This window comes from Archangium primigenium, from assembly GCF_016904885.1.
GTDB lineage: Bacteria > Myxococcota > Myxococcia > Myxococcales > Myxococcaceae > Cystobacter > Cystobacter primigenius.
Genome location: NZ_JADWYI010000001.1, coordinates 6174946 through 6191558 on the forward strand (window position 1 = coordinate 6174946; position 16613 = coordinate 6191558).

Here is a 16613-nt window from a genome sequence, read left to right on the forward strand (position 1 = left end):
GATGGACCGACGCAGACGCACACCCCAGGTGAAGACCCGCGGTGGATTGTGACGCGGGCTCCCCGGAGGGACAAGCCGCGCGCTTTACTCCGGGTTGAATGGCGAGAAGGCCCCTGGGTAGACTGCGTCCCCGCTCATGACTCCGTCGAAGACCGCCATGGCCGCCGCACTGATGCTCCTGCAGGCCTGCGGTGGGCGGGCTGGGAACGAGACCTCCGGCGTGGCCCCCGGGGAGACCCTTGTCGCCCGGGTGGGTGACGGCGCCATCACCGCCCGCGCGTTCAAGGCGAAGCTGGAGGAGCAGCCGGCGTTCATCCGCTCGCGCTACACCTCGCTGGAGTCCAAGAAGGAGTTCCTGGGCGGCATGATCCGCTTCGAGGTGCTCGCCCAGGAGGCGCGGCGTCAGGGGTTGGACCAGGATCCCGAGGTGAAGGCCACGCTGGAGAAGCTGATGGTGCAGAAGCTCATCCAGAAGCAGGCCGCGGCGGCCGGGACGGTGAGCGAAGCGGAGCTGAAGGCGTACTACCAGGACCACCTCACCGAGTTCGTGCGGCCCGAGCGCGTGCGGGTGGGCCAGGTGTTCCTGGCCTCGGCCCGTGGAGATGCCCGGCGGGCCCAGGTGCAACAGGAGGCGGCCCGCCTGCTGGCGGACGCGCGGCGGCGGGAGGCCGGCGGAGACACGCGGGCCTTCGGCGAACTGACCCGCGCGCGCTCGGACGATGCCGCCACCCGGGAGGTGGAGGGCGACCTCGGCTTCAAGACGCGCGAGGAACTCGCCGCCCAGTGGGGCGCGCCGGTGGCGGAAGCCGCCTTCGGGCTGAAGTCGGTCGGTGAGCTGTCGGAGGTGGCCTCGGAGCGGGGACTGCATCTGCTCAAGCTGCTGGCGCGGCAACCGCGACAGGAGCAGAGCCTGGAGAGCGCCCGCGCGCGCATCGAGAACCGGCTCCTCCAGGAGAAGCGCTCCCAGGGCCTGGACGCCTTCACCGCCGCCCTCAAGCAAAAGGGCGAGATCCGGATCGACGAGCAGGCGCTCGACGCCGTCACGCTCCAGGGAGACGACGCGGGCAACGCCCGGACGGTTCCCTGACGCCCGTGGGGGTTACTTGGACAGCAGCGCGGCCATCTGCTTCGCGATGAAGCCCGCGGCGCGCTGGGGGTTGAGCCGGTAGAGCGCGTCCATGAACCGGGCATCCGAGCCCACCAGCACCCGGTAGCGGTTGTGCTCGATGCCCTCGAGGATGAGCCGCGCGGCCGTATCCGGCGCCAGCGTCTTGATGGCGCCCGCGTCGCCCTGCGCGGAGGGCCCGGACGTCAGCCCCGAGTTCACCATGATGTTGGTGTTCATGGCCCCCGGGAAGACGACCATGACGCGGACGTTCGTGTCCTGGAGCTCCGAGTGCAGCCCCTCCGTCAGGAGCTTCACCGCCGCCTTGGTCGCGCCGTAGATGGTCTGCCCTGGCACGGGCAGGAAGCCGCCCATGCTGGAGATGTTGGTGAGGTGGGCCTCGGGGCGCGCGAGCAGGTGGGGCAGGAACGCCTTGGTCATGTAGAGCGTGCCGAACAGGTTGACGTTCATCACCCGGTCGATCGCCGCGTAGTCCAGGTCCTTGAGCTTGACGAAAGGCTGGATGACGCCCGCGTTGTTGATGAGGCCATCCACCGCCCCGAAGCGGGCGATGACCTGCTCGGGAAGCGCCTCCACCTGGGCCCGCTCCGCGACGTTGACCGTGAAGGGGGCCACCCGATCCCGCCGCGCGCCCGCCTGCGTGAGCGTCTCCTCCAGGGCGGCCGCGTTGATGTCCACCGCGGCGACCCGCGCCCCCTTGGCCAGCAGCGCGTGCACCAACGCGCGGCCCATGCCACTGCCGCCCCCCGTCACGACGAACACCTTGTCCTGGATTCTCATGGTCTTCTCACGGCCTCTCTCGTCACGGTCATCCGCTCGGGCTCAGCGTCGGGAGGTGTCGGGGGCCAGCCACAACCCCACGAGCGCGTCGACCAACACGTCCGCGGTGGCGGCCCACGTCGCGTGGGGCGCGGCGGTGCCCTGTTGCAGCTCACGCTCCCGCTCGGCGCACAGCTGCACGATGAGCAGCCGGCACATGACCCCGCGCTGTTGATGCACATGCTCGGGAAGCCGCGGCACCAGGCGGAACATGCCCTCCACGAGCCGCTGGAGCGTGCTCGAGGCGAAGGCCTCCTGGGTGACGCGCTCGCGCAGCGTCGGGTTCGTCGTCACCTGGGCGATGAAGCGCGCGTACCAGGTCGGACTGCCCAGCGACTCCAGGTGCTCGATGGTCGGCCGCACGAGGCACGACACCCAGTCGCGCAGGTCGGTCGAGCCGGCGAGCGTCTCGAACATCTCCGCGCGGCGCCGCTCCACCGACTCGGCGTGCCGCCGCACGATCGCCAGCACCAGCTCGTCCTTGGAGCCGAAGTGATAGCCCACCGCGAAGTTGTTCGACTGGCCCGCCGCCTCGCTCACCTGTCGGTTGGAGACGGCCTCCACGCCGTGCTCGGCGAACAGCCGCTCCGCGGTGATCAGGATCTGCTCCCGCGTCTCGCTGCCTCGGTCGGACTTGCTCGGGCGCACGCCACCACCTCCGGAAAGGGTCTCTCCCATCCACCCACGCCGACACGATTAAGTCGGACGACTGATGAAGTCAACCGACTTAAAACGCGGCACGAGGGGGAGGACGCGGGCCGGGTCAGCAGGCGGGCTGCTCCGCGCCGTCCGAGACGTCGGGAGACATCGGGGCGCGTCCCTCCAAGGCCCGCCAGGTGAGCGGGCCCACCACCCCATCGGCCATGAGGCCGCGGACGCGCTGGAAGTTCAGGACACACGCATGGGTCGTGGGGCCGAACTCGCCATCCAGGAGGAGCACGTCCCCCCACGCGCTCAGCCGCTGCTGCAGGTAGAGGACATGAGGGCCGCTGTCGCCATAGCGCACGGTGGGCCGGACCGTTGGGGACTCGCTCGGGGCCGCGCGCGTGAAGGGCCGCTGGGCCTCGAAGCGCGGGTGGGGGACGCCAGCCGTCGCGAAGTGGGGGGTCTGCGACGCGGGCATGCGCGAGACGATCGCCGCGTGGAAGCTCCGGTAGTCCCCGGTGAAGCCGCCGCTGTTCCAGACCTGTTTGAGCTTCTCGGTGAAGAGGCCGTTGGCCGCGCCGTCCAGCGAGAGTTGATGGTCCATGCAGCCGGAGATGAGCAGCACGCTCGCCTGGACGGGCGCGCGCTCCGCCGGTCCGGCCACCCACTGCGCCGTGGCGAGCCCGGCCGCGTCTCGCGCGGCGAGGGCCTCGCGGACGTCGAGCGGCATCGTCCGCACGGCCTCCAGCCGGGGCGAGGTCTCCATGCCCGGCGGCGCCTCGCGCATCCGCAGGACGGTGCCGCTGTGGCAGCTGTCCGACAGGAGGACGATGCGCACGCCCGGGGCGAAGCGTGACCAGAGCGCGTAGAGCTCGTCATCCACCAACTGCCGATCCCACAGCACCCACGTCTCGTCCTGGCCGTCCGCCTCGTCGCCGTTCACGTCCGGCGTCTGTCCGCCGTGCCCCGAGTAGGTCACCAGCAGGATGTCGCCCGAGGTGAGCCGCCGCGCGGCCAGACCCAGCTCCTGGACGACGCGGGCGGAGGTGGCCTGGTGCTCGACGAGCAGCAGGGAGCGGTAGCCCAGCCCGTCGGCGATGCGCTGCATGTCCCGCGCGTCGTTGATGCAGCCCGCCAGCGCGCCGTCCCAGCCGCCGTAGGCCGCGGGATTGACGTGGTTGAGCCCGATGTGGATCGAAAGGCCTGTCGCCATGGGAACTCCCGTCGCCCTGTGTTCGTCTCCGTGGGTCGTCCGGAGAGAGACGGCCCACGCCGCTTGTGACGTCCCGCGAACACCCCGGTGGATCCGCTTGCCTCGTCCGTGCCGTTGGGCGAACGATGGGCCTGGCTCAACCGAAAGGCACCCATGGCCCGGCAGGACGTCGAGATCCCCACCGCGGATGGCACGATGGACGCGCAGTTGTATCGCCCGGAGGGCGCGGGTCCGTGGCCGGCCGTGCTCCTGCTCACGGATGCCGGGGGCACCCGGCCCGCGTTCGAGTCCATGGCCCAGCGGCTGTCGGACGCGGGCTACGTGGTGCTGCTGCCCCACGTCTACTACCGCGAGGGCCGCGCCCCCCTGCCCAACATGCAGGGCTCCTTCCAGCACGACGAGGCCTTCCGCAAGCGCATCTTCGGCCTCATGGCCACGCTGTCCCCCGAGCGCGTGCGCCTGGATGCCGCCGCGTCGCTGGACTTCCTCGCGCGCCAGCCGGGCGTGGTGGGCAAGGCGGGCGTGGTGGGCTACTGCATGAGCGGCGGCATGGCCGTGCACATCGCCGCGACCTTCCCCGAGCGCGTCGCCGCGGCGGCCTCCTTCCATGGCGGGCGGCTGGCGACGGATGCGCCCGAGAGCCCCCACCGGGTGGTGGGACAGGTGCGGGGCGAGCTGTACTTCGGCCACGCGGATCAGGACGGCTCCATGCCCGCGGACGCCATCGCCCGGCTGGAGGCGGCGCTCAAGGAGGCGGGCGTCAAGCACCGCTCCGAGCTCTACGTGGGCGCGCGCCACGGCTTCGCGGTGGAGGGCTCGGAGGCGTATGACGCGGACGCCGCCGCGCAGCACTGGACGCGGATGCTGGAGCTGTGGGGCCGCACACTGCGCGCCTGACCGACCCCGTCACACATCCCCGCATCACCCTGGCGGAGTGCCCCTCCGCCGAGGCCCCGACACCGACCGACGCTCGCCCGCCCAATTCAAGACGGAGCCGGGGCGCGGGGCCTGCGCGAGCCGCCAGGCGAACCGTAATGTGCCCCCCTCCTTTCGGAAGCGGGTGCGCATGAACCACTCCTGGAAGCCATTGTTGTCGGGTTCCCTGCGGAGTCAGGCCTTGGAAGTCGCCGAGGCCATCGTCGAGGACACCGCGGCCTTTCCCCTGGGCAAGACGCCTGGACTCATCGCGGGCCACACGGGCTACGCCCTCTTCTACGAGGCCGCCGCCCGCTCGCTCGCCCCCAAGTGGCTCGACCACGCCGCGCGCAGCCTCCAGCGCGCCGCGGCGCTCTTCACCCGCCGGGCGCGTCCGCCCCTGAGCCTGCACGAGGGACTGGCCGGGGTGGGCTGGGCGGCGTCCCACCTGGCCGCCCGCCACCCCGCGCTGGAGGTGGAGGAGCTGTGCGTCTGGGTGGACGAGTCCCTGGACGTGGAGATGAACCGCTCGCCGTGGCCCCACCCGTGCGACATCCGCGATGGGCTCGCGGGCATGGGGCTGTACGCCGCCAAACGCATGCCGCACCCGAGCGGGCGGCGGCTGCTCGAGCGCGCGGTGGCGCGGGCCCACGAGGCCGCCGAGCGCTCGGCCCTGGGCGCCACCTGGCCCATGCCCCCGAGCCGCTGGTCGCTCTACGGCGCGGACGCCACCTTCCCCCAGGGCCTCTACACGATGGGCCTGGCGCACGGGATTCCCGGCGCCCTGTGCCTGTTGAGCCTGGCGCACGCGCATGGCGTGTCGCGCGAGCACACGCGGCCCCTGCTGGAGGAGGGCTTCCGGTGGGTGGCGAACCACGCCGCGCCGGGCCACCCGCGCTTTCCGCACTACCTCAACGGCGCCGAGCCCGTGACGGACACGCGCTTCAGTTGGTGCGTGGGCAACCCCGGCATCACCGCGGCCCTGTGGTGGGCGGCGCATACCTGGAAGGACGCCGCGTGGGAGGCGCGCACCCTGGACTGGGCCACGCGCGTGGCGTTGGAGGCGCTGGAGCGCGCGCCCTCGCACCCCAGCGCCAACCTGTGCTGCGGCACGGCGGGCACCGCCCACGTCTTCCTGCGCCTGTACCAGGCCACCGGGCAGTCCGTCTTCGGGGAGGCCGCGCGGCGGTGGATCGAACACACGCTGGCCCTGCGCCGGCCGGGCGTCGGCCCCGGGGGGTACTGCCACGAGCAGGATCCCAACGCCCCCGTCACCGACGTGCAGTTCGGCGCCGCGGGCATCGCGCTGATGCTGATGGCGGCCGCCACGGACCAGCCCCCCGACTGGGACGAGACCTTCCTCTTCTCCCTCGACTCTCCCCCCACCCCCCCGGAGGTCTGACGCCCATGCGCCTGGGAATCCTCGACTTCTGTCCGATGCGTGAAGGGCTCAAACCCTTTCACAGTCTCCACGAGACCCTCTTCCTCGCCCAGGAGGCGGAGAAGCTCGGCTACTCGCGCTTCTGGATGGCCGAGCACCACGAGTTGGAGTACGCGCAACACGCGCCCGACATGATGGTGCCGCTGGTGGCGGGCTCCACCGAGCGCATCCGCGTGGGCGTGGCGGGCATGCTGCTCAAGCTGCACAGTCCCCTGCGCGTGGCCAAGGCGTTCCGGCTGCTCGAGTCCCTCTTCCCGGGCCGCATCGACCTGGGCGTGGGCGGGGGCGAGGCCGCGCCGGACGTGGTCGCGGCGCTGCGCGACGGGGGCCCGCCCCTGGCCGAGGTGCGCGAGGCGCATGCCCAGCGCACCCTGCACCTGCTCTCGCTCATGCGGGGCGAGGTCGCGCCGGCCTTCCAGCCCCTGGGCACGCCCGCCCCTCCCTTCTGGATGCTGGGCCTGTCGCGTCCCGAGACCGCGCGCCTGGCGGCCGAGCACGGCGCCAGCTTCGGCTTCTCGCTCGCCCATGCCCAGAGCAAGGACGATCCGAGCATCGCCGCGCGCTACCTGGACGCGTTCCGCTCCAACCGGTGGCTGGCGCGGCCGGAGCTGGTGGTGGCCGTCAGTGGCCTGTGCGCGGAAACGGAGGAGGAGGCCCGGGCGCTCGCGGTGGAGCACGTGGGCAACGCCGCGCCCCACCTGTCCGTGGTGGGCAATCCCGAGCAGTGCCGCCAGAAGCTGGAGGCCATCGCCCACCGCTACCAGACAGACGAGCTCGTCTTCCACGACCGCGCCCCCGACAGCGCCTCGCGGCTGCGCTGCTACCGGCTGCTGTCGGCCGCGCTGGGACTGACCACGTCGGCGCCCCCGCTCCAACAGACGGCGTGAAGTCAGGCTCGGTCCCCGAGAAATCCCAGACACCTTTCCAAGAGAATGGAAATTGTCAGGGCAATGGTTTCTCGGGACGGGTTCAGGAATCCGTGTGCCGTCACGAATATTCCTTCACCGGCGGCGATGAGGACAAACCTCCTACTGACCGGCGCGAAAGCGAACACGGAGAAGACCATGAGCGACGACACCAAGACCCAGACCGAGCCCCAGACCCTGAAGCTGTCCTTCAAGAAGGAGACGCTGCGCACGCTGGACGACAGCCAGCTGGATCTCCTCGACGGGGTGGTGGGTGGCAACAAGAAGGGCCGCTGCCAGTGCCTCTTCACCCGCGGCGGCGGCTGCAACACCACGGGCCACGACAACGACAACGACTGAGCCCGACACGAAGGCGGAGCAGCGATGAATCCCGGGGAGAACACCTCCCCGGAGTCATGAAGTCGAGTTGAAAGCCATCCATGAGGGATGACCGGCAGGTCGTCCCTCTCGCTGTCTTGACACATCCCTCAAACCCTCACGGATTTCATGACACCGCGAGACCTGTTCCGGCGGGAAGCGCTCGAGCACTACACCTTGAGCGAGGAGAAGGGCAGTCTGCTCAAGCTGACGCCGTTCTGGGTGCGCTTCACCTATTGGAACCTGGTGGCGCTCGCGCTCACGGCGGCGGTGGTGCTCGCGGTGGTGCGGGTGCACGAGTACGCGCAAGGGCCCCTGCTCATCCAGGTGGCGGGCGTGGAGGACATCCCCGCCACGGCGGGCGGACGCATCAGCCGGGTGCACGTGCAGCGGGGGCAGCGGGTGCGCGCCGGCGAGCCGCTGGTGCAGCTGTACGCCCGGGGCGAGACGGCCGAGCGCGAGCGCGTGGCGCAGGAGTACCGCGCCCAGCTCGCGGTGCGGCTCACGGATCCCCTCAACGCCACGGCCCGCCAGTCCCTGGGCACGCTGCGCGCCCAACTGGACTTGAACGACGCGCTCGTCTCCGAGCGCACCCTGGTGGCGCCCTTCGACGGCGTGGTGCGCGAGGTGCGGGTGCACGAGAACCAGTACCTGGGCGCGGGCGAGGTGGTGGCCACGCTCGCCAAGGAGGACACCGAGGTGAAGGCGCTCCTGCTCGTGCCGGGCCAGTACCGGCCCCGGCTCAAGCCCGGCCAGCCCCTGCGCCTGGAGTTGCAGGGCTTCTCCTACCTCTATCAGGACGTCACCGTGACGGCCGTGAGCGACGAGCTGCTCGGCCCCACCGAGGTGCGGCGCTACCTGGGCGCGGCGCTCGGGGACATCCTGAAGATCGACGGGCCCATGGTGCGCGTGGAGGCGCGGCTGCCGGACGCGGGCCTGCGCGCGCACGGGGACTCGTTCCAGTACTACACCGGCATGGTGGGCACCGGACGCGTCCAGGTGCGCAGCCGGAGTGGATGGATGCTGCTCATCCCGGCGCTCGACGCGCTGTGGGGGACCCCGTGACGGACACCCTCTCCTTCTCCTCGTTGCTCGAGCGGTATCCCGCGCTGCGCGCGTTGGGCCAGCGGTGGAGGGGTCGGCGGCTGCCCTTCGTGGCCCAGGTGACGGCGGTGGACTGTGGCGCCGCGTGCCTCACCATGGTGCTCGGCTATTGGGGCCGGAAGATGACGCTGGACGAGGTCCAGCGCGTCACGGGCCTGGTGAGCACCGAGGGCGTCAGCGCGCGCGCCATCCTCACCGCGGGCCAGTCCTTCGGGCTCAGGGGACGCGCGGCCCAGGTGGACGTGGAGGAAATCCACCTGCTGCCCATGGGGGCCATCCTCCACTGGGAGTTCGCCCACTTCGTCGTCTTCGAGGGGAGGACGCGCCGGGGCGTCACGATCCTGGATCCCTCGCATGGCCGGCGCTACGTGACGCTGGAGCAGTTCCGCAAGGCCTTCACCGGCATCGCGCTCGTCTTCGAGCCCACGGAGACCTTCGAGACGGGGGACGCGCCCCGGGGCTCCCACCGCTACCTGCGGCTGCTCCTGGAATCGCGGCCATTGCTCGGGCGCATCCTCTTCACGTCCCTCTTGCTCCAGGTGCTCGCGCTGGGGCTGCCCGTGCTCACCGGCGCCGTGGTGGATCAGGTGCTGCCCACCGGGGACGCGTCCCTGCTGGCCGTGATGGGCGCGGGCATGGCGGTGCTGCTCGTCTTCCAGGTGCTCTCCCTGCTCGTGCGCACGCACCTGCTCCTGCACCTGCGCACGCACCTGGATGCCCGGCTCACCATCGGCTTCCTGGATCACCTCATCCACCTGCCCTTCTCCTTCTTCCACGTGCGCTCCACGGGGGATCTCATCGCCCGGCTCAACAGCAACACCACCATCCGGGAGATCCTCACCTCGGGCGCCCTCTCCGCCGTGCTGGACGGCTCGCTCGCCTCGCTCTACCTCGTGGTGCTCCTGGCGATGAACTGGCAGATGGGGCTGCTCGCCGTGGGGCTCGCCGCGCTCCAGGTCGTGGTCTTCCTGGGGGCGCGCGAGCGGCAGCGGGAGCTGCTCGCCAAGGATCTGGAGGTCTCGGCCGCTGCCCAGAACTACCAGGTGGAGATGATGACGGGCATCCAGACCATCAAGGGCATGGGCGTGGAGGGCCGCAGCGTGCAGCACTGGTCCAACCTCTACGTGGACACGCTCAACGTGTCCCTGGAGCGCGGCCGGCTGGAGGCCAGCGTGGAGGCGCTCAACGGCGCTCTGCGGATGATCTCCCCGCTGGTGCTGCTGCTCGCGGGCACGCTCCAGGTGCTCCACCAGCACCTCCAGTTGGGGCAGATGCTGGCGCTCAACGCCCTGGGCGTGGGCTTCCTCACCCCCATCGCGAGCCTGGTGGCGGCGTGCTTCCGGCTGCAACTGGTGGGCAGCTACCTGGAGCGCGTGGACGACGTGCTGGAGGCGCCACCGGAGCAGGCACCCGGGGGGCCGCGACGGCCGCACGCGCTCGAGGGGGGCATCGCCCTGGAGAACGTCTCCTTCCGCTATGGGCCGCTCGCGCCGCTGGTGGTCAAGGACGTGTCCCTGCAGGTGCGGCCCGGGCAGTTCGTGGCCATCGTCGGCCGCTCGGGCGCGGGCAAGTCCACGCTCGCCCACCTGCTGCTGGGGCTCTACCTGCCCAGCGAGGGCGCCATCCGCTACGACGGCCATTCCCTGGTGGAGCTGGACCTGTACGACCTGCGCGGACAGATGGGCGTGGTGATGCAGAACCCCATGCTCTTTCGCGGCGACATCCGCCGCAACATCGCCTACCACGACACGGACCTGTCCCTGGACGCGGTCATCGAGGCGGCGCGGCGCGCGCAGGTGCACGACGACATCATGGCGATGCCCATGCAGTACAGCACCCTGCTCAGCGAGATGGGCGGCTCCATCTCCGGCGGGCAGCGGCAGCGGCTCGCCCTGGCCCGCGCGCTCGTGCACGACCCGGCCATCCTGCTGCTCGACGAGGCGACCAACGCCCTGGACGTGAAGACCGAGCGCGCCGTGCAGGAGGCGCTCGAGCGGCTGCGCTGCACCCGGGTGGTCATCGCCCACCGGCTGAGCACCATCCAGGACGCGGACCTCATCCTGGTGATGGACAAGGGCCGCCTGGTGGAACAAGGCACCCACGCGGAGCTCATGGCCCTGCGGGGGCACTACTTCGGGCTGGTCTCCGCCCAGGAGCACCCCGCCGCCCCCACGGGCTGACGGGGTGCTCCCTCTTTTCGAGCGACGTCAGCGCAGGTCGAGGTAGTCCACCGAGAAGATGGCGCCCTCGGGGTGCGGCACGCCCACGAGGCACAGCGTGCCGGTGCCGCTGGCCGACAGGGCCACGGGCACGTTCGTGAGGTTCGCGCTGGTCCAGCCGCCCGTGGCCTCCGCCAGGAGCAGCGAGCACAGCTCCGTGTCGTTGAAGCGCACCCGGGCCTGGCCCTGGCCGTGGGCCGAGCCCACACGCGCCGTCACGTGGGTGATGCCCGTGAGGTCCACGCCGCTCCAGCAGATGGAGTCACCGCCCTTGAAGTCCGTGACGATCGCGCCGCCGTTCTCGTCGGCCTCGACCTTGGCGCCCACGAGCGTGGCGGCCTCGGCCTCCAGGCGCTTGGGCCGCAGGCTCTCCGCGGAGGGCGCCACGCACTGGCCCCACTCGCCACAGGACGTGCCCGCGCGGCACGTGCCGCAGGTGCCGCCGCAGCCGTCGTCACCGCACAGCTTGCCCGTGCAGTCCGCCTGGCAGGAGCGCGCCACCGTGCCCAGGTACATGTTGTCGATGTAGGCCTCGGTGTTGCTGTAGGTGCCCGCGTAGGTGCCCAGGTCGATCTCGAACTTGTAGGTGTCCGTGGTGCGCACGGTGAAGTTCGGCGCGGCGCACGTCGTCCAGACCGAGTCCACCTCGCAGTCGAGCGCGGCGATGATCGTCCAGGGCTCGTGGGCCTGGACGATCTTCACCGGCACGGTGCGCGGCGTGCTGGACTTGAGGTCCACCTTCCACGCGTACGTGGTGTCGGCCGTCAGGGTGATGGGCTCCTGACGCACCTGGACGCTGTAGCTCTCGCGGCCGCTGTTGTCCACGCGCACCCACTGGACATGTCCGTGCTCGCCGCCCTCGTCGACCACGTCCGTGAGGCCCCCGCCGCCCTCGAAGAAGAGGTCCGTGCGGTGCGAGGTGAAGTCCTCGTTGAAGCCGCAGTTCTGGATGAGGTTGTCCGGCTGGCCATCCCCATCCCCGTCCTGGCACGCGGCCGCGGGCGTCTGGGGATAGCCCGCGTCGCGGTGGAACCAGCGCACGTAGTCCACCTCGAGCCCCGCCATGGCGCCCTGGGTGGCCCAGTCCACGTTCACGCACGTGCTGGCGGTCTCCTGGCACCGGCCGCCCACACACGCCGCGTTGTTGGCGCACTCGGCGCTGGTCGTGCAGGTGCGGTAGTCCCAACCGGTGCAGCCCAGCGTGCCGCCCACCGCGTTGTTGAGGATGAGGTACATGGGCTGGTTGAACTCGGTGGCACCATCCCCGATGGAGAAGCGGGCCACGGGCGTGCCCCCGTTCTGCGGCAGGTCATCGACGTAGATCTGGAAGCCCTTCTCGTCCCAGAGAAAGCCCCAGGTGTGCCACTGGTGGTAGTCGATGGCGAACCCGTTCCAGGTGGCGCGCGCGCCGCCCACGTCCCCGTCGCACTTGGCATCGCCGCCGTTGGGCCAGGAGCTGCACGCGTTGGGCTCCCAGGCGCCCGGCCGCGCCGCCGCGTCGCCCGCCTCGGGCTTCTCGCGCCACAGGACGTTGAGCCCCATGGAGTCGTTCTGCGCGTAGAGCGCCTTGTTCTCCTTGATCTGGCTGTACTCCATGATGTCGACCTCGCCGATCATCGGCCAGTCGGCGCTGTCATCGCGGCCACCATTGGTGATGGCGCCGTTGGCCCCGAGCATCCAGATGGCCGGCCACAGGCCGCCCGGAGGCGTGGCGCCCGCGGGCAGGTCCGCGAAGGGCATGCGCGCGCGGAACTCCACGTAGCCGTAGCGGAACTCCACCCGCTCGTCGCTCTTGATGCGGCCCGAGGTGTAGAGCCGATCGTTCTGCGGCGCGTTGCCCGTGCCGTTGAAGGCCGCGCACTCCTCGTGGTCCCAGACGCCGTTCTTGTTGCGGTCGTTCAGGCAGTAGCCCGTGTTCGCGCACGTGCCGCCGTTGAAACAATCGCTGCTCTGGGTGCACTGCTGCCAGACGACACAGTCCAGCCGCTCCTCACGCGCCAGCAGGGTGAGCCGGCCGTTCTCCACGCAGTAGTTCCAGTCGTTGGGATGATCCGGACACTCGCGGTTGGTGTAGGCCTGCTGCTCGTTGTTGACGCCCAGGTTCTCCTTCACCCAGAAGTCCTTGTTGAGGAAGTCGCGGGGCTGGCCTTCCCCCAGCGGGCCGCCGAAGTCGTCCTCCCACGTGAGGGAGTAGGGCTGTCCCGCCATCATGAGCGGGGGCAAGGGCGGGGGCTCCGCGGGCGGCGCCGCCTGGCACAGGGGAACCACGGGCGGCTGCTCGGGTCCGGGCTGCTCGGGTCCGGGCTGCTCGGGCCCGGGGGGCGGCGTCTCGGTGTTGCCGCACGCCCCCAGCAGCGCCCAGAGCGCCGCGCCCAGCACGCCCCGCGTCCAGGTGCTCTTCCTCGTCCACGTCATGTCGTACGACCTCTCGGAATACAGTGAACCTTGGGCATGAAATGACTTCACGCCGGGACCGGGGGATATCCCAGGACGCAGCCGGTTTGAAAGGCCTCCCCGAGACGGAGCGTGTGGGAAATGCTCTATCGTCATGGGCATGCGCCCGCTCCGCTCCTGGTTGCTCCCGCTGCTCGTCCTCGTCGGGGGCTGTGACCCCGGCCTGAGCGTGACCCTCGTCACCCCCGAGCACGCCACCTCCACCCGCGACACCGTGACCGTCCAGGTGAAGACCACCGGGCAGCCCGAAGAGGTCGAATTGTGGGTGGACGGCGCGCTGCTCACCCCCCTGTCCGCTCCGTACACCCATGACTGGGACATGCGCGCGCTGCCCGAGGGCAGCTACGTGCTCACCGCGCGGGCCCGGCGCGAGAAGCAGGAGGCCTTCAGCCTGGGCCACGAGGTGATCGTGGACCGGACCGCGCCTCGGGTGATCAAGCTCACGCCCGACCCGGTGAACACCCACGTCTCCGTGCGCGCGGACTTCGAGGTGCGCTTCTCCGAGGCGATGCGTCCGGAGTCCTTCACGCGCGAGACGGTGCGGCTCGAGCGGGACGGCCAGCCGGTGGAGTCCACCTGGGCGCTCGCCGAGGACAACACGGTGCTCAAGGTGCATCCCGCGGTGCTCACCGCACCGGCCTCCCTGACGCTGCGCCTGGACGCGGGCCTCACGGATCGGGCGGGCAACGCGCTCGTGCGGCCCACGGAAGCCTGGACGTGGCGCGTCACGTCGATGTTGCGCCTGGACAACGGTTTCAACGTTCAAGGGATGGCGCTCGACCCCACGGGCGCGCCCGTGATGGTGCAGCAGCCGTCGCATGGGTCGCTGAACGTGGTGGTCCGCCGGTGGACGGGTGCCCTCTGGAAGCCCCTGTTCGCGCCCGCGCCCGGCGCGCAAGCCTTGTGGGACACCGCCCGGGCCGTGCTCCAGTTCGATGGCGTCGGCCTCCCGGTGCTGGCGCTCTTCGCGGAGAGCGCCTCACCGCACACGGGCCACAGCCAGACCACCACCACGCAGCGCTGGACGGGCTCGGCCTGGGAACCCCTGGGGCCGGAGCGCAGGGACGCGCGGCTCGTCGACCTGTTCCTGGACTCCACGGGCGCGCCCGTGTTGGCCTGGACCCAGACGGAGTGGGAGGACGGACGTTTCCTGGGGCGGAACATGCCGCGCGTGCAACGCTGGCGGGACGGCGCCTGGACCTCCCTGGGCACGCTGGACACGCCGGTCGTGGGGTTCAAGTTCGCCCTGGGCGCGGACGACGCCCCGGTCATCGCGCGCGTCGAGCGTCCCGTGGCCAACGAGGGCACCGCCTTGAAGCTGTCGCGCTGGACGGGCTCGGACTGGGCGCCGCTGGGCGCGCCGGTGTGGACGGACGGACCCCCGCCGCTCGACACCCCGCCCTTCGAGCTGACGCTGGATGCCGCGGGGCTGCCGGTGGTGGCCTGGCTGGAGGGCACCACGCTGCATGTCGTGCGCCTCGAGCAGGGCACGTGGGCGCCGCTCCCGGACCTGCGGGAGGTCGCCGACCTGTCGGTGCTCCGGCGCGACCGCACGGGCGCGCTGGTCGTCCTGGTGCACCGGCGCGTGAGTGACGTCGCGGTCTTCCAGGTGCTGCGCTGGACGGGCGCGGCGTGGGAGGATCTGTCCGGGGCCGTCAAGTGCGGCTCGTGGAAGCCGGTGGCCCTGGAGTTCGATGCCCGGGGCCGTCCCATCGTCCTGTCCGACGACCTCTGGGTCCCCAACTTCTAGGGGTATACAGGCAGGACCCAAGGAGGCGCATGGCGGAGCGACAGAGGGGCATCCGGATCGAGGACGCGCGAGGAAAGGGCCGGCCGGTCTTCGTGTCGCGCTGGGCCCTGCACAAGGCCCACGAGCCGGCGCCCCGGGCCGTCACGCACGACTACGCGGTGCTCGGCTACTGCACCGCGGGCACCACCACGCTCGAGCAGCGGGGACACTTCACGCTCCAGGCGGGTGAGGTGCTGCTCATCCCCGCGGGCGAGCCCCACCGGCACCTGGACGTCCAGCAGCCGGAGTTCTGGATGCTGGGCTTCTGTCCCGTGTGCCTGCTGGCCGACGAGGCCAGCGCGGAGCTGCTCACGCCCTTCGAGCACGTGCGCTCGGGGGCCTCGGCGGTGGTGAAGATCCCCGAGCCGCGGCGCGCCTTCCTCGAGCACCTCTTCGAGGAGCTGCGCGACGAGTCCGAGCGAGACGGGGGCGCCTCGCCCGCCGTGGAGCGCAGCCTGCTCACGCTCATCATCTCCGAGGTGTCCCGGGCGGCCGACTGGCAGGCGCGCTCGGGCGCGGCGGATGGCCTCGTCACCGAGACGCTGCGCTACATCGAGCGGCACTGCCTGGAGCCCTTGTCCCCCCGGGACGTGGCGGCCGCGATGCACCGCTCGCCCGCGCACCTCACCACGGCGGTGCGGCGGGCCACGGGGCGCTCGGTGCAGGAGTGGATCATCTCCGGGCGCATGAGCGAGGCGCGGCGGCGGCTGTTGCACAGCGATGAGATCGTCGCCGTCATCGCCGAGCGCGTGGGCTACGCGGATGCCACCCACTTCATCCGGCTGTTCCGGCGCGCCCATGGCGTCACGCCCACCGCGTGGCGCGCCCGCTACCGCCACGGCACCGGAGGCGAAGCTCCTCCCGAGGCGTGAAGGTTGGTCCTCCGATTGCAATCGGGCGAGGCATGACCCGCCCTCCCCTGTCGTTCCCCGCTGTCGTGCTGTCCCTCGTCCTGCTCGCGCCCGGAGCGGGCCTCGCCGCCGAGGATGCGCCCCTGCGCGCGCGGCTCCTGTCCGCGGACCCGGTGACGGAGCAGGACGTCCCCGCCCCAGCGCCCCCGCCCTCCGCGCGCTGGCGAGCCCCCCGGAGCGTGCGCATCCTGGGCGAGCTGGGGGGCGGCGGCCTCACGGCCTTGGGCGCGGGCCTCGTCGGCTACCTCGGAGGCGCCGCGTTCTGCTACGCCACGGGCGTGGGCTCTGGGGTCCTGGGGTGTGGCGCGGGGGCCGCGTCCGTCCTGGGCGGGACCGCGGGCCTGTTGGTGGGCTACCCCCTCGGCGTTTGGGGCGGCGGCGAGCTGTTGGGCGGAGACGGCCGGCTGTGGGCCGCGATGCTCGGCACGGGCGTGGGCGTCGCCGCCGGACTGCCGTTCTCCCGGCGGGGCAGCTCCATCCTCCAATCGCCCTACACGCCCTGGGTGCTCGGCATCGCGGGCGGCGTGGTGGGCTACGAGCTGTCCCAGCGCACCCCGCCCGCGTCCGTGGACTTCGCCCGTCCCCGCTTCCAGCCCCTCGTGTCCGTGTCCCGCGAGGGCGCGCTGCTCGGGCTCGGCGGACGCTTCTAGAGCGCGCCTGTGCAGGACGCCGCACCGCGCTGCACAGGCGCGTG

Annotated in this window: 14 protein-coding genes; 10 read left to right on the plus strand and 4 right to left on the minus strand. The window is 71.4% G+C overall.

Going from position 1 to position 16613, the window contains the following annotated elements; translation table 11 throughout:
• The first annotated feature begins 157 nt into the window (after positions 1-157).
• Complete coding sequence (locus I3V78_RS25225; RefSeq protein WP_204490993.1) at positions 158-1087, plus strand: peptidylprolyl isomerase; 930 nt, start codon at positions 158-160, stop codon at positions 1085-1087.
• Positions 1088-1099: 12 nt separating this feature from the next.
• Here the strand turns inward: I3V78_RS25225 and I3V78_RS25230 are convergent, their stop codons facing one another.
• The 3 genes from I3V78_RS25230 to I3V78_RS25240 all read right to left on the minus strand — a co-directional run bounded on the left by I3V78_RS25230 (position 1100) and on the right by I3V78_RS25240 (position 3803).
• Positions 1100-1906 carry an SDR family NAD(P)-dependent oxidoreductase gene (locus I3V78_RS25230; protein WP_204490994.1) on the minus strand — a complete coding sequence of 269 codons (807 nt, stop codon included), beginning with the start codon at positions 1904-1906 and terminating at the stop codon, positions 1100-1102.
• Between the two features lie 42 nt (positions 1907-1948).
• Entirely contained in the window at positions 1949-2593 is a 645-nt protein-coding gene (locus tag I3V78_RS25235) for a TetR family transcriptional regulator (RefSeq protein ID WP_204490995.1), read from the minus strand.
• 115 nt (positions 2594-2708) lie between these two features.
• The gene (locus I3V78_RS25240; protein WP_204490996.1) at positions 2709-3803 is read right to left on the minus strand and encodes a caspase family protein; all 1095 of its coding nucleotides are present in this window, start codon (positions 3801-3803) and stop codon (positions 2709-2711) included.
• Positions 3804-3956: 153 nt separating this feature from the next.
• Between I3V78_RS25240 and I3V78_RS25245 the strand changes: the two genes are divergently transcribed.
• The 6 genes from I3V78_RS25245 to I3V78_RS25270 all read left to right on the plus strand — a co-directional run bounded on the left by I3V78_RS25245 (position 3957) and on the right by I3V78_RS25270 (position 10726).
• The gene (locus I3V78_RS25245; protein ID WP_204490997.1) at positions 3957-4700 is read left to right on the plus strand and encodes a dienelactone hydrolase family protein; all 744 of its coding nucleotides are present in this window, start codon (positions 3957-3959) and stop codon (positions 4698-4700) included.
• Positions 4701-4893: 193 nt separating this feature from the next.
• A complete protein-coding gene (locus I3V78_RS25250) occupies positions 4894-6120 on the plus strand; it encodes a lanthionine synthetase C family protein (protein ID WP_204490998.1) in 1227 nt (408 codons plus the stop codon).
• Between the two features lie 5 nt (positions 6121-6125).
• Complete coding sequence (locus I3V78_RS25255) at positions 6126-7046, plus strand: MsnO8 family LLM class oxidoreductase (protein WP_204490999.1); 921 nt, start codon at positions 6126-6128, stop codon at positions 7044-7046.
• Between the two features lie 177 nt (positions 7047-7223).
• Positions 7224-7424 (plus strand): hypothetical protein, encoded by a 201-nt coding sequence (locus tag I3V78_RS25260; RefSeq protein WP_204491000.1) that lies wholly within the window; start codon positions 7224-7226, stop codon positions 7422-7424.
• A gap of 147 nt (positions 7425-7571) precedes the next feature.
• Positions 7572-8507, plus strand: coding sequence for an efflux RND transporter periplasmic adaptor subunit (locus I3V78_RS25265; RefSeq protein ID WP_204491001.1), 936 nt, complete (start codon positions 7572-7574; stop codon positions 8505-8507).
• A complete protein-coding gene (locus tag I3V78_RS25270; protein ID WP_204491002.1) occupies positions 8459-10726 on the plus strand; it encodes a peptidase domain-containing ABC transporter in 2268 nt (755 codons plus the stop codon). The genes I3V78_RS25265 and I3V78_RS25270 overlap by 49 nt, the downstream gene beginning before the upstream one ends.
• 27 nt (positions 10727-10753) lie before the next feature.
• On the opposite strand, the gene I3V78_RS25275 is transcribed toward I3V78_RS25270, so the two are convergent.
• Positions 10754-13180 (minus strand): carbohydrate binding domain-containing protein, encoded by a 2427-nt coding sequence (locus I3V78_RS25275; RefSeq protein WP_204491003.1) that lies wholly within the window; start codon positions 13178-13180, stop codon positions 10754-10756.
• A 139-nt stretch (positions 13181-13319) separates the two neighbouring features.
• On the opposite strand from I3V78_RS25275, the gene I3V78_RS25280 reads away from it, so the two are divergent.
• From I3V78_RS25280 to I3V78_RS25290, 3 genes are read left to right on the plus strand one after another with little or no spacing between them, the layout of a single operon-like run.
• On the plus strand, positions 13320-14969 hold the full coding sequence (locus I3V78_RS25280; RefSeq protein ID WP_204491004.1) for an Ig-like domain-containing protein: 1650 nt from the start codon (positions 13320-13322) through the stop codon (positions 14967-14969).
• 29 nt (positions 14970-14998) lie between these two features.
• On the plus strand, positions 14999-15880 hold the full coding sequence (locus I3V78_RS25285) for a helix-turn-helix domain-containing protein (RefSeq protein WP_204491005.1): 882 nt from the start codon (positions 14999-15001) through the stop codon (positions 15878-15880).
• Positions 15881-15912: 32 nt separating this feature from the next.
• A complete protein-coding gene (locus I3V78_RS25290; RefSeq protein ID WP_204491006.1) occupies positions 15913-16569 on the plus strand; it encodes a hypothetical protein in 657 nt (218 codons plus the stop codon).
• Positions 16570-16613 lie beyond the last annotated feature (44 nt).